At 71.6% G+C, this 23556-nt stretch carries 17 protein-coding genes, 1 tRNA gene and 2 pseudogenes; 10 read left to right on the top strand and 10 right to left on the bottom strand.

Annotated elements, in window-relative coordinates; all coding sequences use genetic code 11:
* Positions 1-56: 56 nt before the first annotated feature.
* Positions 57-139 (bottom strand) — tRNA-Leu (locus ACO0M4_RS37665).
* Positions 140-229: 90 nt separating this feature from the next.
* Between ACO0M4_RS37665 and ACO0M4_RS37660 the strand changes: the two genes are divergently transcribed.
* Positions 230-919, top strand: coding sequence for an ANTAR domain-containing response regulator (locus ACO0M4_RS37660; protein ID WP_430375641.1), 690 nt, complete (start codon positions 230-232; stop codon positions 917-919).
* A gap of 160 nt (positions 920-1079) precedes the next feature.
* Here ACO0M4_RS37660 and ACO0M4_RS37655 read toward each other — a convergent pair.
* The 3 genes and pseudogenes from ACO0M4_RS37655 to ACO0M4_RS37645 all read right to left on the bottom strand — a co-directional run.
* Positions 1080-1255: pseudogene (locus tag ACO0M4_RS37655) on the bottom strand (ABC transporter ATP-binding protein); the annotation flags it as partial.
* A 96-nt stretch (positions 1256-1351) separates the two neighbouring features.
* Entirely contained in the window at positions 1352-1825 is a 474-nt protein-coding gene (locus ACO0M4_RS37650) for a PaaI family thioesterase (RefSeq protein ID WP_430375640.1), read from the bottom strand.
* A gap of 161 nt (positions 1826-1986) precedes the next feature.
* Entirely contained in the window at positions 1987-4287 is a 2301-nt protein-coding gene (locus ACO0M4_RS37645; RefSeq protein WP_430375639.1) for an FdhF/YdeP family oxidoreductase, read from the bottom strand.
* A gap of 247 nt (positions 4288-4534) precedes the next feature.
* On the opposite strand from ACO0M4_RS37645, the gene polA reads away from it, so the two are divergent.
* Positions 4535-7249 carry a DNA polymerase I gene (gene polA, locus ACO0M4_RS37640; RefSeq protein WP_430375638.1) on the top strand — a complete coding sequence of 905 codons (2715 nt, stop codon included), beginning with the start codon at positions 4535-4537 and terminating at the stop codon, positions 7247-7249.
* Positions 7250-7538: 289 nt separating this feature from the next.
* On the opposite strand, the pseudogene ACO0M4_RS37635 reads toward polA, so the two are convergent.
* Positions 7539-7805, bottom strand: a pseudogene (locus tag ACO0M4_RS37635) (DUF4184 family protein); the annotation flags it as partial.
* A 180-nt stretch (positions 7806-7985) separates the two neighbouring features.
* Between ACO0M4_RS37635 and ACO0M4_RS37630 the strand changes: the two are divergent.
* The 3 genes from ACO0M4_RS37630 to ACO0M4_RS37620 all read left to right on the top strand — a co-directional run bounded on the left by ACO0M4_RS37630 (position 7986) and on the right by ACO0M4_RS37620 (position 11216).
* Entirely contained in the window at positions 7986-9854 is a 1869-nt protein-coding gene (locus ACO0M4_RS37630) for a lytic transglycosylase (protein ID WP_430375637.1), read from the top strand.
* A gap of 159 nt (positions 9855-10013) precedes the next feature.
* Positions 10014-10148 (top strand): SPW_0924 family protein, encoded by a 135-nt coding sequence (locus ACO0M4_RS37625; RefSeq protein ID WP_107490305.1) that lies wholly within the window; start codon positions 10014-10016, stop codon positions 10146-10148.
* A 72-nt stretch (positions 10149-10220) separates the two neighbouring features.
* Entirely contained in the window at positions 10221-11216 is a 996-nt protein-coding gene (locus tag ACO0M4_RS37620; protein ID WP_430376045.1) for a DUF3068 domain-containing protein, read from the top strand.
* A gap of 144 nt (positions 11217-11360) precedes the next feature.
* Here the strand turns inward: ACO0M4_RS37620 and hrpB are convergent, their stop codons facing one another.
* Together hrpB and ACO0M4_RS37610 are read right to left on the bottom strand one after the other, a co-directional pair.
* Positions 11361-13964, bottom strand: coding sequence for an ATP-dependent helicase HrpB (gene hrpB / locus ACO0M4_RS37615; protein WP_430375636.1), 2604 nt, complete (start codon positions 13962-13964; stop codon positions 11361-11363).
* 67 nt (positions 13965-14031) lie between these two features.
* Positions 14032-14865: a class I SAM-dependent methyltransferase gene (locus ACO0M4_RS37610; RefSeq protein WP_430375635.1), complete on the bottom strand. Its 834-nt coding sequence runs from the start codon at positions 14863-14865 to the stop codon at positions 14032-14034.
* 372 nt (positions 14866-15237) lie between these two features.
* Here ACO0M4_RS37610 and rpsA point away from each other — a divergent pair, with 372 nt between their 5' ends.
* Complete coding sequence (gene rpsA / locus ACO0M4_RS37605; RefSeq protein WP_430375634.1) at positions 15238-16752, top strand: 30S ribosomal protein S1; 1515 nt, start codon at positions 15238-15240, stop codon at positions 16750-16752.
* A gap of 156 nt (positions 16753-16908) precedes the next feature.
* Here rpsA and ACO0M4_RS37600 read toward each other — a convergent pair whose 3' ends face one another.
* Entirely contained in the window at positions 16909-17916 is a 1008-nt protein-coding gene (locus tag ACO0M4_RS37600) for a right-handed parallel beta-helix repeat-containing protein (RefSeq protein WP_430375633.1), read from the bottom strand.
* Positions 17917-18267: 351 nt separating this feature from the next.
* Between ACO0M4_RS37600 and ACO0M4_RS37595 the strand changes: the two genes are divergently transcribed.
* From ACO0M4_RS37595 to ACO0M4_RS37580, 4 genes are all read left to right on the top strand, one after another.
* Complete coding sequence (locus ACO0M4_RS37595; RefSeq protein WP_430375632.1) at positions 18268-19221, top strand: PAC2 family protein; 954 nt, start codon at positions 18268-18270, stop codon at positions 19219-19221.
* A gap of 281 nt (positions 19222-19502) precedes the next feature.
* Positions 19503-20093, top strand: a complete 591-nt coding sequence (gene coaE / locus ACO0M4_RS37590; protein WP_430375631.1) for a dephospho-CoA kinase — start codon at positions 19503-19505, stop codon at positions 20091-20093.
* 23 nt (positions 20094-20116) lie between these two features.
* Complete coding sequence (locus ACO0M4_RS37585; RefSeq protein WP_430375630.1) at positions 20117-20563, top strand: cupin domain-containing protein; 447 nt, start codon at positions 20117-20119, stop codon at positions 20561-20563.
* 207 nt (positions 20564-20770) lie between these two features.
* Positions 20771-21181, top strand: coding sequence for a tetratricopeptide repeat protein (locus ACO0M4_RS37580; RefSeq protein WP_430375629.1), 411 nt, complete (start codon positions 20771-20773; stop codon positions 21179-21181).
* Between the two features lie 45 nt (positions 21182-21226).
* Here the strand turns inward: ACO0M4_RS37580 and ACO0M4_RS37575 are convergent, their stop codons facing one another.
* Both ACO0M4_RS37575 and ACO0M4_RS37570 read right to left on the bottom strand, forming a co-directional pair.
* Complete coding sequence (locus tag ACO0M4_RS37575) at positions 21227-21532, bottom strand: DUF6343 family protein (protein ID WP_430375628.1); 306 nt, start codon at positions 21530-21532, stop codon at positions 21227-21229.
* Between the two features lie 162 nt (positions 21533-21694).
* Positions 21695-23245 carry a UvrD-helicase domain-containing protein gene (locus ACO0M4_RS37570; RefSeq protein ID WP_430375627.1) on the bottom strand — a complete coding sequence of 517 codons (1551 nt, stop codon included), beginning with the start codon at positions 23243-23245 and terminating at the stop codon, positions 21695-21697.
* Between the last annotated feature and the right edge of the window lie 311 nt (positions 23246-23556).

The raw sequence follows: 23556 nt of genomic DNA, 5'->3' as shown, positions 1-23556 counted from the left end.
GGGGAATGGCTCGCGCGGAATTTCACGAGAACGTGAAATTCCGGATGACCTGAGAGTGCCGGGTGCGGGATTCGAACCCGCAAGCCCTTTCGGGCAGATGTGTTTGAGACATCCGTGTATGCCATTCCACCAACCCGGCCGGCGGCACGAGACACCATACCGTGTGAGTAACGATGACCGCCTCTAGGTAGGCTGCAATGGCACCACCTGCCTGGAACGAGGAGTCCCCTTGAGCGCTGCCGAGCCCCAGCAGCCCGTCGCCGATGGCGACCAGTCGCACGTCCCGCCGCTGACCACGCGCGTCGTGATCGCCGAGGACGAGGCGCTCATCCGCCTCGACCTCAAGGAGATGCTGGAGGAGGAGGGCTACTCCGTCGTCGGCGAGGCCGGGGACGGCCAGAAAGCCGTGGAGCTGGCCCGGGAGCACCGCCCCGATCTGGTGATCCTGGACGTGAAGATGCCGATCCTGGACGGTATCTCGGCGGCCGAGAAGATCGCCGAGGAGAGCATCGCGCCGGTCCTGATGCTGACCGCGTTCTCGCAGCGCGAGTTGGTGGAGCGGGCCCGGGACGCGGGCGCCATGGCGTACCTCGTGAAGCCGTTCTCGAAGAGCGATGTCGTGCCGGCGATCGAGATGGCGGTAAGCCGGTTCACCGAGCTGCGGGCGCTTGAGAAGGAGGTCGCCGACCTCACCCAGCGGCTGGAGACGCGGAAGTTGGTGGACCGGGCGAAGAGCATTCTGCAGACGGAGTACGGGCTGTCGGAGCCGGCCGCGTTCCGGTGGATCCAGAAGACGTCGATGGACCGTCGGCTGTCGATGCACCAGGTGGCCGAGGCGGTCATCGAGGACGCGACGGAGCGTCAGCAGCAGAAGGGCCAGTCGAAGGGCCAGTCGAAGGAGCAGGGCAAGGACCAGTAGGTCCGGGGCCGGCGGGGTCGGGAGGCCCGGGTCGGTTCGTCGAGCGCCGGTGGTGCCCGTGTGGGGCGCCGCCGGCGCTTTGCGGTGTGCGGAGCGGCGCCGGCCGGTTGCGCGGGGGTCAGTCCTCGCCGAGGTAGGTCTTGCGGACGGAGGTGTCGTGGAGGGTCCCGGAGGGTTGGCGGCGGCGTTCGCCGAGGACCGGGAAGAGGTCGTAGACGCGTTGGATGTCGGCGGTGATGGCGGCGGCGTCCTTGCGGAGGAAGGCGCCGAGTTGGAGGTTCTCGGCGATGGTGAGGCGGGGAAGAGGCGTCGGCCTTCGGGGGAGTGTGCCAGGCCGCGTTGACGGGAAGGCGAACGGCCCCGCCCCGGGGTTCGGGTGCGGGGCCGTGGCGGCCGGTGCAGAGGCGCCGGTCGGCTGGCTGATATCCGACGTCAGGCGCGGTACATGCCGGGGTCGGCGTCGCGCAGCAGACAGGTCAGACGGGCGGTGCAGACCCGCTTGCCGTCCTCGTCGGTGATGGTGATCTCGTAGGTGGTGGTGGACCGGCCGCGGTGAACGGGGGTGGCCACGCCGGTGACCAGTCCGGAGCGGACGCCGCGGTGGTGGGTGCAGTTGAGGTCGACGCCGACGGCCGCCTTGGAGGGGCCGCCGTGCAGCATCGCGCCTACGGAGCCGAGGGTCTCGGCCAGGACGGCGGAGGCGCCACCGTGCAGCAGTCCGTAGGGCTGGGTGTTGCCCTCCACGGGCATGGTGCCGACGACGCGCTCGGGGGCCGCCTCGGTGACCTGGACGCTCATCCGCTCGCCCAGGTGCCCGGCGGAGAACAGGGCGGGCAGGTCGACCCCGATGCCGGCCCACTGATCGAGGATCTCCTGCGGGAACGTGGTCGTGCTCTGCTCACCCATGGACTGCTCCGTTTCGCTCGCCCTTGAACGCGCCCTTGAACGCGCCCTTGAACGCGTTCTTGATCGTCGCGGATCTGGGCCTGTTCCTATCAGGTCGTGGGGAGGGCACCCGCTGCGGGGTGCCCGTTGTCGGCCCGTGGTCGCGCACCGCGGGCCGGCGGTCAGCTCTCCCGTGCGGTCTCCAGCCGGATGACCACGGACTTCGAGGCCGGGGTGTTGCTGGTGTCGGCGGTGTGGTCCAGCGGCACCAGGACGTTGGTCTCGGGGTAGTAGGCGGCCGCGCAGCCGCGGGCGGTGGGGTAGTGCACCACCCGGAAGCCTGGGGCGCGCCGTTCGCTGCCGTCGGTCCACTCGCTGATCAGGTCGGCGTAGGCGCCGTCGGTGAAGCCGAGTTGGTGGGCGTCGTCGGGGTGGACGAGGACCACGCGGCGGCCGTTCTTGATGCCGCGGTAGCGGTCGTCGAGGCCGTAGATGGTGGTGTTGTACTGGTCGTGGGAGCGCAGCGTCTGGAGGAGCAGCCGCCCTTCGGGGGCGGTGGGGAATTCCACGGGGGCGGCCGTGAAGTTGGCCTTCCCGGTGGCGGTGGGGAAGCTGCGGCTGTCCCGGGGGGCGTGCGGCAGGGCGAAGCCTCCGGGGCGGGCGACCTTGGCGTTGAAGTCCTCGAAGCCGGGGATGACGCGGGCGATCCGGTCGCGGATCGCGGCGTAGTCCGTCTCGAACCGCTCCCAGGGGGTGTCGCTGTCGGAGCCGAGGACGCGGCGGGCGAGGCGGGCGACGATGGCTGGTTCGGACAGCAGTTGGGGGCCGGCGGGCTCCAGGCGGCCGCGGGAGGCGTGCACCATGCCCATGGAGTCCTCGACGGTCACGAACTGGTCGGCGCTCGTCCCATCCGGGCGGACTTGGCGGTCGCGTTCGGTGCGGCCCAGGGTCGGCAGGATCAGGGCGCGGGCGCCGGTGACCGCGTGGGAGCGGTTGAGCTTGGTGGAGACGTGCACGGTGAGGCGGGCGCGTCGGACGGCGGCTTCGGTGACGTCGGTGTCGGGTGTGGCGGCGACGAAGTTGCCGCCCATGGCGAAGAAGACCTTGGCCTGGCCGTCGCGCAGGGCGCGGATGGCGCGGACGACGTCGTAGCCGTGCTCGCGGGGCGGGGCGAAGCCGAACTCCTTCTCCAGGGCGTCGAGGAAGGCCGGTGCGGGCCGTTCGAAGATGCCCATGGTGCGGTCGCCCTGGACGTTGCTGTGGCCGCGTACGGGGCAGACGCCGGCTCCGGGGCGGCCGATGTTGCCGCGCAGCAGGAGGAGGTTGACGACTTCCTGGATGGTGGGGACGGAGTGCTTGTGCTGGGTCAGGCCCATCGCCCAGCACACGATGGTGCGCTCGGAGGCGAGGACCATGGCCAGGGCGCGCTCGATTTCGTCGTGGGTGAGTCCGGTGGCGCGCAGGGTGTCGTCGGCGTCCTCGCCGGCGCGGGCTAGGGCCGCGAACTCCTCGAAGCCGTGGGTGTGGTCGCGGATGAAGTCCTCGTCGAGGGCGCCGTCGGTCTGCAGGATGCGGCGGTTGAGGGCGCGGAAGAGGGCCTGGTCGCCGCCGATGCGCACCTGGAGGAAGAGGTCGGTGAGGGCGGTGCCGCCGCCGGCCAGGCCGCGCGGGGTCTGGGGGTTCTTGAACCGCTCCAGGCCGGCCTCGGGCAGCGGGTTGATCGAGATGATCTTGGCGCCGCCGGCCTTGGCCTTCTCCAGGGCGCTGAGCATCCGGGGGTGGTTGGTGCCCGGGTTCTGCCCGGCGACGATGATCAGGTCGGCTTTGTAGAGATCCTCCAGCAGGACGCTGCCCTTGCCGACGCCGAGGGTGTCGGTGAGTGCGGAGCCGGAGGACTCGTGGCACATGTTGGAGCAGTCGGGGAGGTTGTTGGTGCCGAACTCGCGGGCGAAGAGCTGGTAGAGGAAGGCGGCCTCGTTGCTCGTCCGGCCGGAGGTGTAGAAGACGGCCTCGTCGGGGGAGGCGAGGGCGGTGAGCTCTTCGGCGATGAGGCCGAAGGCGCGGTCCCAGCTGACCGGTTCGTAGTGGTCGGCGCCCTCGGGGAGGTACATGGGGTGGGTGAGGCGGCCCTGCTGGCCGAGCCAGTAGCCGCTGCGAGTGGCGAGGTCCTCGATCGAGTGGGCGGTGAAGAAGTCGGGGGTGACCCGCCGCAGGGTGGCTTCCTCGGCGACGGCCTTGGCGCCGTTCTCGCAGAATTCGGCGGCGTGCCGTTTGTCGTCCTCGGGCCAGGCGCAACCGGGGCAGTCGAAGCCGTTCTTCTGGTTGACCCGCAGCAGGGTGAGGGCGGTGCGGCGGACGCCCATCTGCTGCTGGGAGATCTTCAGCGCGTGGGCGATGGCCGGGATGCCGACCGCGGAGTGCTGGGGCCCGCTGACCTCGGGCGCGTCCTGGACGGGGTCCGACGCGGGCGGCTTGCCTGCCATGGCGCTCTCCCTCGGGTCGTGTGCCGGGTCGGGACGCCGGATCGCGGCGGATCGTTGCCGTACACATCTGCTTCGTGCGCCCCCGATCCTGTCATGGACAGGGAGGGGCGAGTAAGGGGACTGCGGGGCGGTGGGCGCGCCGCGGTGGCGGTCAGTCGCCGGTCCGCCGGCTCGGCGTCTCCCGTCGCGGCGGGGATTGTCAGTGGGCCGTGGCAGGATCGGGGGCGTGGCAGGAAAGGCAGTGAAGATGAGCGAAGCGACCGGCACCGAGGCGGCGGGCGGCCGTCCGCGCCTGCTCCTGATGGACGGGCATTCCATGGCATACCGGGCGTTCTTCGCCCTGCCCGTGGAGAATTTCACCACCGCGACCGGGCAACCGACCAACGCGATCTACGGCTTCGCGTCGATGCTCGCGAACACCCTGCGTGACGAGGCGCCCACGCACTTCGCGGTGGCGTTCGACGTCTCCCGCAAGACGTGGCGCTCCGAGGAGTTCCCCGAGTACAAGGCGAACCGCTCCAAGACGCCCGACGAGTTCAAGGGCCAGGTCGAGCTGATCGGCGAGCTCCTCGACGCGATGCACGTCAAGCGCTTCGCGGTGGACGGCTTCGAGGCCGACGACGTCATCGCCACCCTGGCCACCCAGGCCACCGCTCAGGGTTTCGAGGTCGCGATCGTCACCGGCGACCGCGACTCCTTCCAGCTGGTCTCCGAGGACGTCACGGTCCTCTACCCCACCAAGGGCGTCTCCGAGCTGACGCGCTTCACCCCCGAGAAGGTCGCCGAGAAGTACGGCCTGACCCCTGCCCAGTACCCGGACTTCGCGGCCCTGCGCGGCGACCCGTCGGACAACCTCCCCGGCATCCCGGGCGTCGGCGAGAAGACCGCCACGAAGTGGATCAACCAGTTCGGTTCGTTCGCCGAGCTGGTGGAGCGCGTCGACGAGGTCAAGGGCAAGGCGGGGCAGAACCTCCGCGACCACCTGGAGTCGGTGCAGCTCAACCGCCGGCTGACCGAGATGGTCCGCGACGTCGAGCTGCCCTGCGGCCCCGCCGAGCTCACCCGCGCGCCCTACGACCGCGAGGCCCTCAAGGTCTTCCTGAACGCCCTGGAGATCCGCAACCAGGGCCTGCGGGACCGCCTCCTGGCCGTGGATCCGGGCGCCGCCGAGTCCGACGAGACGGTCGAGCCGGCCGCCGGCGTCGCCGTGGACGGCACCGTCCTCGGCACCGGCGAGCTCGCCCCGTGGCTGGCCGAGCACGGCACCGGACCGCTGGGCGTAACCACCGTCGACGTGTGGACGCTGGGCAGCGGCAGCGTCGCCGAGGTGGCGCTGGCCACCGGGCACGGTCCGGCCGCCTGGTTCGACCCGGCCCAGCTGGACGAGGCCGACGAGCGGGCCTTCGCCGCCTGGAGCGCCGACGCGGCCCGGCCCAAGGTGATGCACAACGCCAAGGGCCTGATGCGGGTCTTCGGTGAGCACGGCTGGCGCATCGACGGCGTCGCCATGGACACCGCACTCGCCGCCTATCTGGTCAAGCCCGGCCGCCGCTCCTTCGCGCTGGACGCCCTCTCCATCGAGTATCTGGGCCGCGATCTCGCCCCGGCCGCCGCCGGCGACGGGCAGTTGGCGTTCGGCGCGGACGAGGAGGCCGAGGCGGACGCCCTGATGGCGCAGGCCCGTACGGTCCTCGACCTCGGGACGGCGTTCGATGCGAAGCTGGCCGAGGTCGGCGCCACCGATCTGCTGCGCGACGTCGAGCTGCCCACCAGCGAGCTGCTGGCCCGGATGGAGCGGGCCGGAATCGCCGCCGACCGCGGCTGGCTGGAGCGGATGGAGCAGCAGTTCGCGGGCGCCGTGCAGCAGGCCGTCAAGGAGGCGCACGCCGCGGCCGGCCACGAGTTCAACCTCGGCTCGCCCAAGCAGCTCCAGGAGGTCCTCTTCGGTGAGCTGGGCCTGCCCAAGACCAAGAAGACCAAGACCGGCTACACCACCGACGCCGACGCGCTGGCCTGGCTGGCCGCCCAGACCGACAACGAACTCCCGGTGATCATGCTCCGCCACCGGGAGCAGGCCAAGCTGCGGACCACGGTCGAGGGCCTGATCAAGACCATCGCCGCGGACGGCCGGATCCACACCACGTTCAACCAGACCGTCGCGGCCACCGGCCGACTGTCCTCCACCGACCCCAATCTGCAGAACATCCCGGTGCGGACGGACGAGGGCCGGGCGATCCGCCGCGGCTTCGTCGTCGGCACGGGCTTCGAGTCGCTGCTGACCGCCGACTACAGCCAGATCGAACTCCGGGTGATGGCCCACCTCTCCGAGGACGAGGGCCTGATCGAGGCGTTCACCTCCGGCGAGGACCTGCACACCACCGTCGCCTCCCAGGTCTTCTCGGTCGCCAAGCACGAGGTCGACCTGGAGATGCGCCGCAAGATCAAGGCGATGTCGTACGGCCTGGCCTACGGACTCTCCGCGTTCGGCCTCTCCCAGCAGCTGGGCATCCAGCCCGACGAGGCCCGCAAGCTGATGGACAACTTCTTCGAGCGGTTCGGTGGGGTGCGCGACTACCTCCAGCGCGTCGTCGAGGAGGCCCGCGCCACCGGCTACACCGAGACGATCCTGGGCCGCCGCCGCTATCTGCCCGACCTCAACAGCGACAACCGCCAGCGCCGCGAGATGGCCGAGCGGATGGCACTGAACGCCCCCATCCAGGGCACCGCCGCCGACATCGTCAAGATCGCGATGCTGCGGGTCGACGCCGCGCTGCGCACGGCGGAGCTGACCTCCCGGATGCTGCTCCAGGTCCACGACGAAATCGTGGTCGAGGTGGCCCCCGGCGAGCGCGCCGCGGTCGAGGAAGTGGTCCGGAAGGAGATGGCCGCCGCCGTCGAACTCCGCGCCCCGCTCGACGTCTCGGTCGGCTCCGGCAAGGACTGGGAGTCGGCGGCGCACTGACCGCCGCCCGGGGTGCGTACGGTGCTCGCGCCGTACGCACCCCGGCCCGCCCGCCCCGTCAGGTGGCTTCGGCCCCGGCGCCCGCCGGCCGCCCCGGCGCGGTCCCGTCCGCCGCGGACCCGCTCCGGCGTGTCCGCCGGTCCAGCAGCCGGAAGGCCGCCGCGCAGACCAGCAGCCCCGGTACGAGCCCGGCGCCCGCCCCGAAGAGCAGGTCCGGCAGGTAGTCGAACCACCCCACCGTCGCCCCGTGGACGGCGTACGCCCGCAGCGTGCGGTACCCGGTGCCGAGCAGCAGCGCCAGCAGCGGCGCGCGCACCAGCAGCCAGCCGCCGACCAACACCGCGGTGAGCAGCACGTCCACCGTCACCACGCCGGCCGGGGCGTGGGTGACCGTGCCGAACGCCATGCCGCCCGGAACCACGGTGTCCGCGTAGTACGTCACATCCGGTGCGAACGACCCGGCGACCAGCGCGGAGGCGACCAACGGGCCGCGCGCCGCGCCGGTTCGACGGATGAGTGGCAGGACGGCGGCGGCATGGCTCAGGGTGAACGGCATCTGCCCCTCCTTGATCGATTCGGATCATTATGTGGCCGATGCGAGTGGTGGCTGCGCGGCCCGAGTTGTCGTAGTGTCGCCGGAGTTGAGGCGCTGGGGAGCGCCGTACGGCGTCACGCACGACACGCCAGGACCTGCGACAGGTGCGGGTGGTTGGTCGACATGGAGGGGACACCAGGTATGGCAGCCACATTCCGGCGGCGGCTCCAAAGGGGAACGGCCTCGACGGCCGTGGCGGCGGCGGCGCTGGCCGCGCTGACCGCCTCCCAGGCGCCCGGTGCCGCCGAACGCCCGGTCGCCCGCGCCGACCGCAGCCCCGCACCGCCCGCCGGCACCCCCATCGACGGCGGCTCGCCGTATTACACCGACCTGCCACCCCTCAAGAGCCCCGTCCCACCGAACGGTTCCGGCCATCCCAGCGGCACCGGAATTCCGACGCACGGTCCGTCCCAGGCAGGTATTCCGGCCACCGTCCTGGCCGCCTACAAGAAGGCCGAGGACCAACTCCGCGCGTCCGACCCCGGCTGCCGGCTGCCCTGGCAACTGCTCGCCGGGATCGGCGAGGTGGAGTCCGGCCATGCCCGGGGCGGCGCGGTCGACGCCGAGGGCACCACCCTGCAACCGATCCTCGGCCCCCAGCTCAACGGCCACGGCTTCGCCCTGATACCCGACACCGACCACGGCCGCTACGACGGCGACACCACGCATGACCGCGCCGTCGGCCCGATGCAGTTCATCCCCTCCACCTGGTCCCAAGGGGGTCCGCACGGCGCGGGCTGGGGTGCCGACGGCAACGGGGACGGGGTCAAGGACCCCAACAACGTCTTCGACGCCGCCCTCGCCGCCGGCCGCTACCTCTGCGCCAACGGCCGCGACCTGTCCGTCCAGGCCGACCTGGACCGGGCCGTCCTCGGCTACAACGACTCCGGCGCGTACCTGCAACTGGTGCTGTCCTGGTACGCCTTCTACCGGAACGGCACGTTCGAGGTACCGGACGGCAAGGGCGTGCTTCCCGTACAGCGCGGCGGCGGCACCGCCGACACCCTTGGCGGCGCGGGGAAGGGCGGCCACGGCCGCGGCGGCACGAAGGGCACGCCCCCGGCCCCCGGTGGCACAGCCGGCCAGGAGAAGCCCAACGGGCCAGCCGTCCCGGGCGGTTCGCCCGGCGCCGGCAGCTCCACCGGGCCCACGCACGGCGACGGCACCCGTACCCCCACGCCGCCCACGAAGCCCACCCCGGACCCGAAGCCAACCCCGGACCCGAAGCCCACTCCGACCCCCACGCCCACTCCGAACCCGCCCACGAAGCCCGCCCCGCTCACCGCCCTCGAACCGGCCGGCGACAAGGACGGCAAGGACCTCACCGCCACCGCGGGCGCCGACTTCGCCACCGCACCCCGGGTCCGCGCCAAGGACGCCGACGGCAAGCCGGTGGCCGGCGCCGGCGTCCGCTTCACCCTCACCGGCACCACCGGCACCCGCTTCCCCGGCGGTGCCACCGCGGTCACCGTCACCACCGACAAGGACGGCCTGGCCACCGCCCCGACGCTGCACGCCGGCGACACCGCCGGCCCGTTCACCGTCCGGGCCACCGCCGTCGGCCGCTCCGTGCCCCCCGTCGACTTCACCGGCACCGTGACCGCCAAGCCCGCACCGAAGGCCGACGCGCTCGCCCGGACCTCCGACAAGGAGCTGACCACGAAGGCCGGCGGCGCTTACGCCGACGACGCCGTCCAGGTCAAGGCGACCTACCAGGGCAAGGCCGCGGCCGGAGTCGCGGTCACCGCCACCCTGATCACCGACGACCCGAAGAAGCCCGTCGAGAACGACCGGGGCCCCTACTTCAAGGACCCCAAGGCCACCGGCGCCGACAAGGACAAGCCGGTCCGGACCCTCCCCGGCCTCACCACCGACGCCGACGGCCTGCTCACCCTCCCGAAGATCTACACCGACACCCACGCGGGCACCTTCCGGCTCCGGCTGACCACCGCCGACGGCGCCGTGCTGACCGTCACCCTCACCGTCACGGCACCGGCCGCCGCCTCCTGACCGCCCGGCCCCCGGCCGCACCTCCACCGCTACCGTCACCGCCGTCCCGCCCGTTCGCCCGGGCGGGACGGCGGTGAAACGTGTTCTCATCTCGGCCGCCCGTTGCTACCGTGCCCCCGCCCTGACGCTGCATCAGTTCAGTTCTCCGGGAGGACGGCCATGCGCGCCCTGATAGCAGCCGCGATCGGCCTGGCCGCGGCGCTCGCCCTCATCTTCACCGTCACCGCGATCGGCGCCCCCGAGGGACGTACCTCCCCCAAGCCACTGCTGACCACCGTCCCCGCACACCCCTGAGGGAGGGCCGCCACCGCCATGCGCCGAACCCCGCCCGGCACCGGGGCGCACTCGTCGAAGCAGCGGAGAGGGATGCGCCGCACCGCGAGCCTCGTCCTGCTCGGCCTCGCCGCCTTCTTCACCGCACTGTCCCCGCTGATGCGGTGGTACGCCTTCCCCCGCCTCGCCAAGATCCCGCCCAGCCAGTACCAGGACATGGTCCTGGAGGCCCGGCCCGCCACCCTCCTCGACTACGGCACCATGAAGGCCCGGCAGGTACCCAAGGTCACCATCGTGCAGACCCTCAAGGGCAACGTCGCCGAGGCCGACCGGATCGAGCGCACCGCCGGCCGCGACGTCGTGGTCTGGGACGCCCTCTCCTACGTGGCCGGCCCCGACGGCAAGATGGTCTCCGAGATCCCCGAGCGCTACATCTTCGACGCGCACTCCCAGGACCCCGTCCACGCCACCGGCGAGATGGTCGACGACGACCCCGTACGCCGGTCCGGCATCGAGTACAAGTGGCCGTTCCTTGCCGAGAAGCGCGACTACGCCTACTTCGACCCGCAGACGCGCACCTCCGCCCCCATCCACTACAAGGGGACCCGCACCTACCACGGCCTGGGCGTCTACTACTTCGAGCAGACCATCCCCTGGACCAAGGTCCCGCTCCCCAAGAAGATGCCGGTCAAGGGCATCACCCCGGAGGCCGTCGAGAAGATGGGCACCACCCGCTGGTACTCCACCACGCGGATGTTCTGGGTCGACCCGGTCACCGGAGCGCCGGTCAACGGCGAGGAGATCCACAAGGAAGAACTGCGCGGCGGCCAACTGCTGCCCGGCGGCGGCAAGGTCACCGCCTTCGCCGGCCACGTGAAGATGCGCGCCGACTACGTCGACGCCACCGTGTCCCTGGTCAAGTCCCAGCGCACCCTGGTGCTGCTGCTCACCAGCTACCTCCCCTGGGGCTTCCTGGCCCTCGGCGCCGTACTCCTCGCCGTCAGCCTGTACCTCGAAGCCCGCGGTCGACGGCTTCGCCGGGACGCTGCGCCACCGGCGACCGACGGCGTTGTCAGTGGCGGGCCGTAGCGTGGAGACATGACACCGACGAACCGACCGCCCAGCCCCCGAACGACCTGCCACGGAAGGGAGTTGACGCGCCCGGCCGCCCCCGGAGAGCTGGGCGCGCGGGGCCGTCCGCCCCGCGGGGGGACCGCCCCGCCCGGCGGGCTCTCACCCCCGCCGCAGCCGCGCCGTGGTGTGCCGGGTCGGTTCCGCCGTCGAAGGGTCCTCCGGCCAGGGATGCTTGGGGTAGCGGCCGCGCAACTCCGCCCGGACGGCCCGGTAGCCCTCCCGCCAGAAGGAGGCCAGGTCCGCCGTGACCGCCGCCGGCCGCCCCGCCGGGGAGAGCAGGTGCACCACCACGGGCACCCGCCCGCCCGCCAGCCGCGGCGACTCCCGCAGCCCGAACAACTCCTGCAGCTTCACGGCCAGCACGGGCTGCTCACCGTCGTAATCCACCCGCACCCGGGACCCGCTCGGCACCTCGATCCGCTCCGGCGCCAGCTCCTCGAAGCGCACCGCCTCACCGGTCGCCCACGGCAGCAGCCGGGTCAGCGCCTGCCCCGCGTCCACCCGCGCCAGATCGGCCCGCCGCCGCGCCCGCCCCAGCTCGGGCCCCAACCACTCCTCGACGCGTTCCAGCAGCGCCGCGTCCGACACCTCCGGCCACGGCGCGCCCACCTCCCGGTGCAGGAAAGCCATCCGTTGCCGCAGCGCGGTCGCCCCTGCCGTCCACCGCAGCAGCCCGAGCCCCTCCCGCCGCAGACCGTCGACGACCGCGTCCCGCAGCAGTGCGGGATCCGGTGTGGTCAGTGGCCGGGCCGTCAGCTCGATCGCGCCCAGCCGGGTCACCCGCCGGGCCACCACCTCCCCGTCCGCCCAGCGCACCTCCTCCCCGGAGGAGTACAGCGCCCCGGCCGCGGCACGGGCGGTCTCCTCGTCGATCACCGCCGCGAGCCGGACCCGCGCGGATGCCGCCGTGACCGGCCGGTCCGCCACCGCGACCGCCAGCCACGCCGCGTCCCGCAGCCGCGACCCGTCCCCGGCCCGGCCCCCGGCCTCCGCCCCGACCAGATCGGCCCCGGTCCCGGACGCCATCAGGTAGCTGCCCGCCCCGCGCGCCCGGGCCACCCGCTCCGGAAAGGCCAGCGCCGCGATCAGTCCGGCCACCGCGTCCTCGGACGCGGGCCCTCCGGTCGCCGACCCCGGCCGCCCGCCGCCCTCCCGCTCGGGCTCCCCGGCCGCCGTCGCCAGCCGCCGCGCCTCCTGTCGCCACCGCGCGGCGTAGGCATCGCCGCCCCGGCGCGCGGTGCGCCACGCGGCCGCCAGGTCGTCCCCGTAGGACCGCGGTGGCTCCTCGCTGAGCAGCGCCACCACCTCCGCGGCGCGCCGCACCCCGACCTCCGGCGCGCCGTCCACCAGTGCGCGGGCCAGCCGCGGGTGCAGCCCGAGCCGCGCCATCCGCACGCCCCGCCCGGTGGCCCGGCCCGCCGCGTCCACCGCGCCGATCGCCGCCAGCACCTCCTGGGCCGCGGCCAGCGCCCCGGCCGGCGGCGCGTCGAGCAGCGCCAGCCCGCTCGCGTCCGGATCGCCCCAACAGGCCGCCTGGAGGGCGAACGCGGTCAGATCGGCGACTTTGATCTCCGGATCCGGGAAGCGCGGCAGCCGCCCGTCCTCCCCTTCGGCCCAGCAGCGGTAGACCGCACCGGGCCCCTGCCGCCCGGCCCGCCCGGCCCGCTGCCGCCCCGCCGCCCGCGAGGCCCGCACGGTCGCGAGCGCGCTGAGCCCGCGCGCATGGTCCCTCCGCGGCACCCGCGCCAGCCCGCTGTCCACGACGGTCCGCACTCCCGGCACGGTCAGACTGGACTCCGCCACGGAGGTCGCCAGCACGACCCGGCGGGTTCCGTCCCCGCCGGCCAGTACCGCGTCCTGCACCTCGGCCGGCGCCCGCCCGTGTACCTGCAGCACCTCGGCGTCCACCCCGGCCAACTGCCCCGCGACCCGCGCGATCTCCCCGACCCCGGGCAGGAAACACAGCACGTCACCGGTCCGCTCGCGCAGCGCCCGCCGCACCACGGCGGCGACGTGCGCCAGCAGCGCCGGATCCACCCGCATCCCGTGCGCCGGTGCGACCGGCCGTGCGGGCGGCGCCCACACGACCTCCACCGGGTGCGAGACCCCCGCCGCCTCCACGACGGGAGCCGGCCCCCCGGTGCCGCCCAGCAGACGCGCCCACCCCTCCGCATCCGTCGTCGCGGAGGCGGCGAGCACCTGCAGCTCCGGCCGCAGCGTCGCCCGCACGTCCAGCAGGAAGGCCGCGCAGGTATCGGCGTCCAGATGCCGCTCGTGGCACTCGTCCAGCACCACGACGTCCACCCCGGCCAGCTCCGGATCGCGCTGCAGCCGTTGCAGCAGCACACCCGTGGTCACCACTTCCACCGCCGTACGGGGCCCGGCCCGCCGCTCCCCGCGCACCGTGAAGCCGACACGGTCGCCCACCCGCTCGCCGAGCAGCCACGCCATCCGACGGGCCGCCGCCCGGGCCGCGATCCGGCGCGGCTCGGCGACCAGCACCCGCCGTCGCGGCCCCGCGCCGGTCAGCCCGGCGAGCTCCAGCGGCACGAGAGTCGTCTTGCCGGTGCCCGGCGGCGCGCACAGCACTGCGGCACCGACCGTGTCGAGGGCACTGCGCAGCGCGGGGAGCGCACTGCGGACGGGCAGCTGGGCGAGGGCGGCAGCGGGCGTACCCACGGCCGGGGAAGGGGTGAGGCTCACCGCTCCAGTCTGCCGCCCGGTCCGCCCGCGCCGGCCGCCCGCCCCGGCGCGGTCCGCCCGGGGATCGTTACGCCGAGTCCGCCGTGCACACGAAGATCGCCGTCCCCGGGATCAGATGCCCGCGCAGCGGCGACCAGCCACCCCACTCCTGGGTGTTCCAGTCCGGCCACTCCGGTTCGACGAGGTCCACCAGCCGGAAGCCGGCGGCCACCACGTCCCGCACCCGGTCGCCCACCGTCCGGTGGTGCTCCACGTACTCCGCCCGCCCGTTCTCGTCCTGCTCGACGTAGGGCGTGCGGTCGAAGTACGAGGCCGCAACCGACAGGCCCTCCGGCCCGGGCTCGTCGGGGAACGCCCAGCGGATCGGGTGGGTCACCGAGAAGACGAACCGCCCGCCCGGCCGCAGCACCCGCCGGACCTCGCGCAGCACCTGCACCGGATCGGCGACGAACGGCAGCGCCCCGTAGGCGGAGCAGGCCAGGTCGAAGCTGCCGTCGCGGAACGGCAGCGCGCCCGCGTCCGCCTCCACCAGGTCGAGGGTGCCGTCACTGTCGTCGCCGGCGATCCGCAGCGCGTGCTGGAGCTGTCGATGGGAGAGGTCCAGCGCCACCGGAAGCGCCCCCTGCGCCGCCAGCCAGCGGGAACACTGCGCCGCCCCGGCCCCGATCTCCAGGATCCGCCGCCCCTTCAGCTCCGCGGTCGGCCCCAGGAGTGCGGCATCCGCTTCGTCGAGCCCTTCCGGGCCCCAGACGAATCGGTCGTCCCCGAGGAAGGCACCGTGCTCCCTTTGGTAGTCGTCCGCATTGCGGTCCCACCAGCCGCGGCTGGCCCTACTGCTCTCGGCGTCCGAGGCGTCACGGCGGGTCGCCTCCGGCTCGCTGTCCTTCGCGTATTGGCTCATCGCGCCCGTCGTCGTAGTCTTCGCTGTGCTTGTCGCAGCGGGGGACTGTGAGGCCGAATGGCCTCGCGGAACATCGCGTGCGCCGGTTATGGGGCTTTCTGTCCCGGGTGTGCGCCTTTCGCGCATTGACCCTGTCCGGCTGCCCCCGTATGCTACAAGTTGCGCTGCGGGCCTGCGCGCCTCGGACGGAGCAGGCCGCGCTCGCATCTGTATGAATGTCCCCTCGGTTTTGAGGCGTTTCGGGTTGCTCCGGTTTTACGGGGCGTCCGGAGGATGCGCCTTAGACGCTGTCCGGTCTGATGCAGAGGCGATACGGGCTCTCGGCGTAGCAGTACCTACGACTTCAATGTCCGTACCGGAGCCCTTTCCCACATGACGAGCAGCACCGAGACCACCGCCACCACCCCGCAGGTTGCGGTCAACGACATCGGTAACGAGGAAGCTTTCCTCGCCGCGATCGACGAGACGATCAAGTACTTCAACGACGGCGACATCGTCGACGGCGTCATCGTGAAGGTCGACCGGGACGAGGTCCTGCTCGACATCGGTTACAAGACCGAAGGCGTCATCCCGAGCCGTGAGCTCTCGATCAAGCACGACGTCGACCCCAATGAGGTCGTCGCCGTCGGTGACGAGATCGAAGCCCTTGTCCTTCAGAAGGAGGACAAGGAAGGCCGCCTGATCCTCTCGAAGAAGCGCGCCCAGTACGAGCGTGCCTGGGGCACCATCGAGAAGATCAAGGAAGAAGACGGGATCGTCACCGGTACCGTCATCGAGGTCGTCAAGGGTGGTCTCATCCTCGACATCGGCCTCCGCGGCTTCCTCCCGGCCTCCCTGGTCGAGATGCGCCGTGTCCGCGACCTTCAGCCCTACGTGGGCAAGGAGCTCGAGGCCAAGATCATCGAGCTGGACAAGAACCGCAACAACGTGGTCCTGTCCCGCCGTGCCTGGCTGGAGCAGACCCAGAGCGAGGTCCGTCAGACCTTCCTCACCACCCTCCAGAAGGGTCAGGTGCGCTCCGGCGTCGTCTCCTCCATCGTCAACTTCGGTGCCTTCGTGGACCTGGGTGGCGTCGACGGTCTCGTCCACGTCTCCGAGCTGTCCTGGAAGCACATCGACCACCCGTCCGAGGTTGTCGAGGTCGGCCAAGAGGTCACGGTCGAGGTCCTGGACGTCGACATGGACCGCGAGCGCGTCTCCCTGTCGCTCAAGGCGACCCAGGAAGACCCGTGGCAGCAGTTCGCCCGCACCCACCAGATCGGCCAGGTCGTGCCCGGTAAGGTCACGAAGCTGGTGCCGTTCGGTGCGTTCGTCCGCGTGGACGAGGGCATCGAGGGTCTGGTCCACATCTCCGAGCTGGCCGAGCGCCACGTGGAGATCCCGGAGCAGGTCGTCCAGGTCAACGACGAGATCTTCGTCAAGGTCATCGACATCGACCTGGAGCGTCGCCGCATCAGCCTCTCGCTGAAGCAGGCCAACGAGTCCTTCGGTGCCGACCCGTCGGCGGTCGAGTTCGACCCGACCCTGTACGGCATGGCCGCGTCCTACGACGACCAGGGCAACTACATCTACCCCGAGGGCTTCGACCCGGAGACCAACGACTGGCTGGAGGGCTACGAGACCCAGCGCGAGGCGTGGGAGCAGCAGTACGCCGAGGCGCAGCAGCGCTTCGAGCAGCACCAGGCCCAGGTCATCAAGTCCCGCGAGGCCGACGAGCAGGCTGCGGCTGAGGGTGCTGCCGCTCCGGCGGCCGGCGGCGGCCAGGGTGGCGGCGGCAACGTCTCCGGTGGCTCGTACTCCTCGGAGTCGGCGGACAACTCCGGCGCCCTGGCGTCGGACGAGGCCCTTGCCGCGCTCCGCGAGAAGCTGGCCGGCGGCCAGAGCTGAACGGTTCCACCGTCAGCGCTAGCCGGTAGAGGTAGCTGAAGACGCAAGGCCCGCTCCCTTCGGGGGGCGGGCCTTCGTCGTGCCGTGGGGCGGTTGCCGGTGGACCGGTCGGGGCGTGAGCCGTGGGCGCGCGCCGGGTGGCCGGCCGGGTGTGTATCAACCGACCGGGACTCCCGGGTTGGCGGTGCCCCGGCCACCGGTGACCGTGTTGTCGTCCGCGATGCTGACCGGGCAGCTGTCTGCCTGGTAGTTGGTGATGTTGAAGCCGTAACGGCCCGCGCCGGTGGCCCCGCTCAGATCGGACCGGTTGCCGCGGAAGACCGCGCCGCAGCCCCAGCCCGGCTGCTGGGTGTGGGTCTCGTAGCCGTTGTTCGTGGTGTGGGCGCCGGTGTTGTTCTCGACGAGTACCTTGTTGCCCTTGATGTCGACCCACGAGTCGTCGAAGTTGGCGCCGGTCAGCCCGCTGCCGTCGAAGTTGTTGCCGATGATCTTGGCTCCGGTCGTCCCTTCCTTGATGTCGACGTTCTCGCCGCCGACGCCCGGGCCGATCGTGTTGTTCAGGATCTGCACGTTGTCGCTCTTGTCGTCCGTGCCGCCGGCGCTTCCCACGTAGATGCCCTCGCCCATCCCCCTACCGTCCTTGCCGGTGTCGCGGATGGCGGAGTTCCGGATGATCCCGTCCTTGCTGGACGTGCGGAAGTGCACGCCCTCCATGGTCAGGTCGTGGACGGTGACCGTATCGATCACGACGCCGTCGGCGGCGTCCATCACGATGCCCTTCTGGCCGCCGGTGACGGCGAGGCCCTGCACGGTCCAGTACGACGCCCCGTCCAGGTGGAGGCCGTAGCCGCCGCTGGCAGTGAGCACGGCCTGGGACGAGCCGGTGAGGGTGATGCGGGAGGCGGCGTTGCCGGCCGTGGAGGCCGAGAAGTTGCCGCGGTAGATGCCGTCGGCGAGCTGGATGGTGTCGCCGGGGCGGGCGGCGGCGAGGGCGCTTTTGAGCTGTGCCGCGGTCGAGACGTTCACCACGCGGGCGGGGGAGGTCGTCGAGGGGGTGACGACAGGAGCCGGGGTGGGCGCGTCATGGGCGGTGGTGGCGGTGAGGGCGCCGGCGGCGGCCAGGAGGGCGGCGACGGAGAGGGTGGTGAGGGGGCCGGTGCGCATTCAACTGCCTTTCTGTATATGAACGTTGGGTAGGAATGTGAATCGCTAGAGGGGTGGTGAAGCTGGAGGTACGGACCAATGGGCGTCAAGGGGTCGCACCGGAGGGAGGGTGAGGTGTGGCGAACGGGCCGGCAGTGGGGTTGCGGTAACTGGCCCGGGGGATCTTGGGGTTCATTGATGTGAATGGTTGGGTTGAGGGAGGGGGGAAGGGGAGGCCGGGCTGGAGTGCTGGGCCGGGAATGCGAGGCCGGGAATGCGAGGCCGGGAATGCGAGGCCGGGAATGCGGGGTCGGGAATGCCCGGGGCCGTGCGGGACGTTCTTGCCTGTGGACACGAGGAGGAGCGGTCACTGTGTTGGATCCCCAGGGGTTGTACGAATGGGAGCCGAGCGGGCTCGCGGCGGTCGAGGCGATCACGGCCAGGGATTCCGCCGGCCTGGTGCTGCTGTACCACTTCGACGGCTACATCGACGCCGGTGAGACCGGCGATCAGATCGTGGAAAGGCTGTTGGACGGCCTGCCACATCGGGTCGTGGCCCGCTTCGACCATGACCGGCTGGTCGACTATCGTGCGCGCCGCCCGTTGCTCACCTTCGAACGGCACCGCTGGACCGCGTACGAGATCCCGAGCATCGAGTTGCATCTGGTGGAGGACGCCACGGGTGCGCCCTTCCTGCTGCTGTCCGGGCCCGAACCGGACGTGGAATGGGAACGGTTCGCGGCGGCGGTTCGGCAGCTGGTGGAGCGGCTCGGCGTCCGGCTGTCGGTCAACTTCCACGGCATTCCGATGGGCGTCCCGCACACCCGGCCCGTGGGTCTCACGCCGCACGGCAACCGCACGGACCTGATGCCGGGGCACAGCAGCTTCTTCGACGAGGCCCAGGTGCCCGGCAGTGCCGAGTCCCTCATCGAATTCCGGCTGGCCGAGGCGGGCCACGACGTCCTGGGCGTGGCGGCGCACGTGCCGCACTACATCGCCCGGTCCGCATACCCGGACGCCGCGCTCACCGCTCTGGAGGCGGTGACGGCCGCCACCGGCCTGGTGCTGCCGAACGCCGCGCACGCGCTGCGCACCGAGGCACTGCGGACGCAGGAGGAGATCGAACGGCAGATCTCCGAGGGCGACGAGGAACTGGTCGCCCTGGTCAGCGGTCTTGAGCACCAGTACGACGCGGTGGCCGGGGCGGAGACCCGGGGCAACCTTGTCGCCGAACCGGTGGAACTCCCGTCGGCCGACGAGATCGGCCGCGAATTCGAACGCTTCCTGGCGGAGCGCGAGGCGGAGGGCGGCGGGGGCGTGATCTGAGGCGGGGCGATGGGCGGGGGCTTGGAGGGGGCGGCCGACTGTCGGCCGTCAACTGCAGCCCTGGCCAAGCTGGTTAGCGGACTGTCTGGGGGATTGGCCACCTCCCGGCCCCCGCCGGTGGTCCGTGCCCTGGGCGGTGGGCTCGCCGTGAGACTCAGGGTCGGTGTGGTTTGCGGGTCGGTTCGTCTTCGGACGGTGGGGCTCCGGACGGTGGGGCTCCGGTCGTGTGCGGGGCGGCGCCCGGGCGTCGTACCGCTGCATTGGCCGTATAGCGTGGGGCCATGGTGAAGGTGGGGCTGACCGGCGGGATCGGTGCCGGCAAGAGTGAAGTGTCGCGACTACTGGCGTCGTACGGTGCGGTGATCGTGGACGCGGACAAGATCGCACGCGAGGTCGTCGAGCCGGGGACACCCGGACTCGCGGCGGTGGTCGAGGAATTCGGGGTGGACGTCCTCGCGCCGGACGGCACCCTGGACCGGCCGAAGCTGGGCGCGCTGGTCTTTTCCGACCAGGAGAAGCTCAAGGCGCTCAACGCGATCGTGCACCCCCTCGTCGGCGCGCGGTCGGCTGAACTCGAGGGATCGGCCGGACCGGACGCCGTGGTGGTCCACGACGTGCCGCTGCTGACGGAGAACGGCCTGGCGCCGCTCTACGACCTGGTGGTGGTCGTCGACGCGGCACCGCAGACCCAGCTGGATCGGTTGGTGCGGCTGCGGGGCATGTCGCTGGACGAGGCGGCACAGCGGATGGCGGCGCAGGCCAGCCGCGAGGAACGGCTGGCCATCGCCGATCTGGTGATCGACAACGACGGTCCGCTGGAGGCGCTGGAGCCCCAGGTCCGCGAGGTGTGGGAGCGCCTGCGGGGCGCCTGAGTTCGGGCGATAGCCTCACCGCCATGACAACTACCGAGCTTGATCCACAGACCCCTGCCACCGGACCCGGAACCACCGCCGGGGACTCCGGCCCGGCCGCCGACTCCGCCGATGCTGCTCCCGGATCGTTCGTGGTGAACGTCCCCGGACTCGCCGACGCCGATCTGGAGCCGGAGCCGCTCGACCCCGAACAGGTCGTCGCCGGTGACCCGGTGGTGACCGGCAAGGTGCTGTGGGAATCACCGGACGGCCGTCAGATCCGGGGTATCTGGCAGATCACACCGGGTGTGGTGACCGACACCGAGGCGAACGAACTGTTCGTGGTCGTCAGCGGACGCGCCACCATCGAGGTCGAGGGCGGCCAGGTCCTGGAGGTGGGGCCGGGTGACGCCTGCGTCCTGCGCGAGGGTGACCGCACGCGATGGACGGTGCACGAGACGTTGCGGAAGGCGTATCACATCAGCCTCTAGCGGTGGTGCATCGGCGTCAGCGTGAGGGGCTGACGTCGGTGCGGGACGCGCCACTGGCAGCTGGGCACCCGGCGGGACGAGACCGCCGGACCGGGAATGCGGCAATGGACCGGCGTGTTGACGACGTCGTTGTTGTACCGCACCGATCGCCGTACGGAGCATGGTCCTGTCCGACCTGCCCGACGACACCCGGAGAGGAGACGGCCCGTGCCCGAGCGCAGTCCCGAGACACACGTCATTGATTACCGTGCCGCGGAGCAACTGCTGTCCGCCCGTGATCCGCGCGGCGCGATCCGGCTGCTGGATTCGGTCATCAGCGCACACCCCGAGAACACCGCAGCGCGACTGTTGCGTGCCCGTGCCTTCTTTCTCTCCGCCCAACTCCGGCCCGCGGAGCTGGAGTTCCAGATCGTGCTGGAACGCGAACCGGACAATGCCTTCGCCCACTTCGCCCTCGGCCGCACCCTGGAACGCGCCAACCGCCCCGATGCGGCGCTGCGTCACTTCCGCCTGGCCGCAGCCCTCGAACCGCGCCCGGAGTTCCTCGAAGCCGCCCGCTTCGCCCCGGACCGGGGCAACGGGGACGGCGTGGTCGGTCTGGATGACGCAGCCGGGTAACCACCGCCGATGAACGGGTCGTCCGCCGGCGGGTGACGGCTGTGGCTACGGTCTGGAGCCGCGCCGCCGCCCGCCGGTCCCACGTATCTCGTTGTGGCCTCGGTCGGGTTCGTAGGGCGGGATGTTTCTGCCGGGTTGGTAGTGCGGCCCTTGGTGGATATGCCGGATCACCATGGCCAGGTCGGTGGCGGCCACGGCGGCCAGGGCGGCACACACGGCTGCCCACTGCGGCCGGCCGGCCATCACGAAGGCCACGGTGCCGGCGACGGCCCACAGCAGCCCCCACAGCGCCAACCCGCACCGCATTCGCAGCGGGCTGCGTGCGTGAAGAGGCTCATCACCCGAGCGCATCGTTCTCCATCTCCCACCTCCAGCATCCTCCTGATCGAGACGTCCGTCACGTGCCGTTTGCTCCGTCGTGGCGGACGCTTTTCTCGTTCCGTTCCTCCCTCTTCCGTGAGTGATCCTCGTGGTGCGCCTTTGAGGCACGTGCGGTCTCTCGCGTTGCCGGCTTCACGTTGCAGGCTTCTGCAGGGTGGCGGGTGGGTTCATCGGTCGTCGTGGCTTCGGGACGTTGATTCCGGGGCGCGGATCGCCGGCCGGGTGGGTGTTGATCCATGACAGTCCACCGATGTCGAGCTGCGAACGGGCGCGGGTCACCGCGACATAGGCCAAGCGGGCCTCGTCGAGGTCGACCGGGCCGGGCAGTGGCGCGCCGTCCTCGTCGCGTTCGTCGAGATCATCAGGACCGGTGAAGTCGTCCGCGATGCGTACGCTCGACCACTCGCGGCCTTTGGCGCGGTGCGCCGTGGACACCGTGACCTGGGCGGAATCCTCGGGGGAGAGCTGGTCCAAGGCGCGGAGTACGGCGTCTGCGCCATGTTCGTCGAGGAGCTCCACCAGGGGCAGCAGATCGCGTCCGGCCGGGTCGAATTCCGCGTACTCGCGGAGCTCGGACCAGGTCTCGAAGAGCATCAGCTCGGGGTGCGCGGTGCGCCGTCCCGACGCGAGGTCGCGAGCGGCGCGGGCCAGCGCGCTCAGGGTCTCCCCGCCCCCGGCGAGCGCGACCCGCCGGCCTGTCTCCAGCTGGCGTATCACTTCGACCATGGCGCCCACGTTCGTCCGGCAGAGGATCGCCTTGGGTGTGGGGAGGCGGCACAACTCGGTCTCCCGATGGGGCGCCCCGGTGAGGCGGATGGGGGCGCTGACGATTGTCAGCCAGCGGTTGGCCTCGGCGGCGAGGGCCGGGCCGAAGCGGAAGGAGCGGGAGAGGCTGAGGTGGGTGCCGTCGAAGCCGGTCATCACATCGCGGGCGCCGCGCCAGCCGTAGATGGCCTGCGCGGAATCCCCGACCAGGACCAGCTGCGCGTGATCGCGCTGCGCGGTGAGGACCTGTTCGACGACGGGGTTGGTGTCCTGTGCCTCGTCGAGGAGGAAGAAGTCCGCCGGGATGACGGGGGCGCTCAGTGCCCACATCTTGAGGTAGTGGTCGTGTTCGAAGCGGACCACGCCGTGGTCCGGATGCTGCAGATCGGCCCAGGCTCTGCGGGCGTACGGCAGGACGAGGCCGGCTAGTTGAGTGTGCAGTGGCTCGGACTCGGCACCGCGCAGCGGCGGGACGTGGTGGTGGGCGATCTCCTTGTCGGCGGACTGGCAGAAGCGGGTGACGGTGCGCAGGACGGTGTAGGAGAGGGCCTTGTTGTTGACCTTGCGTGGGCCGATGCGTAAGCGCATGCCGTCTTCGATCCCGAGGGCGGTGCCGGTGCGCCAGCCTGCCTGGCGGGGTGCCTTCAGCCGCGCTTGGTAGTGCCTTCCCACCGCGGTGTACGCGAGGGCGTAGGCGGTTCCGCAGGTCACCTCGGCGGGGAAGGTCCGGGCGGCGTGGCGTGCGACGGTGCGGTTGAACGCGACGTAGCGGCCGGTGCGGCGCTGCCGCCGAGCGGTGTACGCCAGCATCGCCAGGGTCGTCGTCTTGCCGGTGCCGGCGCCGGCCTGGATCACGAGATGGGCGCCGGTCGGAAAGGCTTCGGCGGCGGCGGTCTGTTCGGCGGTCGGGATGTGCATGGGTGCTCCTTGCAGGGGTCGGAACTATCGCTCGGGTGTCGTGATGCGCGGTGAGCGGTGCGATGCAGCAAGCCACCGCGCTGCGGTTCAGTCACTGAATGTAATCGCTTTGATGTGAGGGTGGGCGAGGTGCGCTCGGCCTGTGGATAACTTTGTCGGGACGCTTCTCCGGACTGTTTGCGAGGTGTCGTCGGGGTGGATTTGTGCTGGTCGGACGAGTGTTTCCGGATGCTGGCGGGGGTGCTGCGGCGCGGTGGGCGAGCTCCGCGGGCGGCTGTGCGCGGGCGGATTGTCAGTGGGGTCTGCTTTCC

Source organism: Streptomyces sp. RGM 3693 (assembly GCF_050471125.1).
In the GTDB taxonomy this organism is placed as follows: Bacteria; Actinomycetota; Actinomycetes; order Streptomycetales; family Streptomycetaceae; genus Streptomyces.
The sequence above is the reverse complement of the archived record's forward strand: the minus strand, read 5'-3'. Positions and strand labels throughout refer to the sequence as shown.

Bases quoted from the DNA above. Each gene is read 5' to 3' on its own strand.
- ACO0M4_RS37650 (WP_430375640.1), bottom strand. From the start codon at position 1,825: ATGGGTGAGCAGAGCACGACCACGTTCCCGCAGGAGATCCTCGATCAG.
- ACO0M4_RS37645 (WP_430375639.1), bottom strand. From the start codon at position 4,287: ATGGCAGGCAAGCCGCCCGCGTCGGACCCCGTCCAGGACGCGCCCGAG.
- polA (WP_430375638.1), top strand. From the start codon at position 4,535: ATGAGCGAAGCGACCGGCACCGAGGCGGCGGGCGGCCGTCCGCGCCTG.
- ACO0M4_RS37630 (WP_430375637.1), top strand. From the start codon at position 7,986: ATGGCAGCCACATTCCGGCGGCGGCTCCAAAGGGGAACGGCCTCGACG.
- ACO0M4_RS37625 (WP_107490305.1), top strand. From the start codon at position 10,014: ATGCGCGCCCTGATAGCAGCCGCGATCGGCCTGGCCGCGGCGCTCGCC.
- ACO0M4_RS37620 (WP_430376045.1), top strand. From the start codon at position 10,221: ATGCGCCGCACCGCGAGCCTCGTCCTGCTCGGCCTCGCCGCCTTCTTC.
- ACO0M4_RS37610 (WP_430375635.1), bottom strand. From the start codon at position 14,865: ATGAGCCAATACGCGAAGGACAGCGAGCCGGAGGCGACCCGCCGTGAC.
- rpsA (WP_430375634.1), top strand. From the start codon at position 15,238: ATGACGAGCAGCACCGAGACCACCGCCACCACCCCGCAGGTTGCGGTC.
- ACO0M4_RS37600 (WP_430375633.1), bottom strand. From the start codon at position 17,916: ATGCGCACCGGCCCCCTCACCACCCTCTCCGTCGCCGCCCTCCTGGCC.
- coaE (WP_430375631.1), top strand. From the start codon at position 19,503: ATGGTGAAGGTGGGGCTGACCGGCGGGATCGGTGCCGGCAAGAGTGAA.
- ACO0M4_RS37585 (WP_430375630.1), top strand. From the start codon at position 20,117: ATGACAACTACCGAGCTTGATCCACAGACCCCTGCCACCGGACCCGGA.
- ACO0M4_RS37575 (WP_430375628.1), bottom strand. From the start codon at position 21,532: ATGCGCTCGGGTGATGAGCCTCTTCACGCACGCAGCCCGCTGCGAATG.
- ACO0M4_RS37570 (WP_430375627.1), bottom strand. From the start codon at position 23,245: ATGCACATCCCGACCGCCGAACAGACCGCCGCCGCCGAAGCCTTTCCG.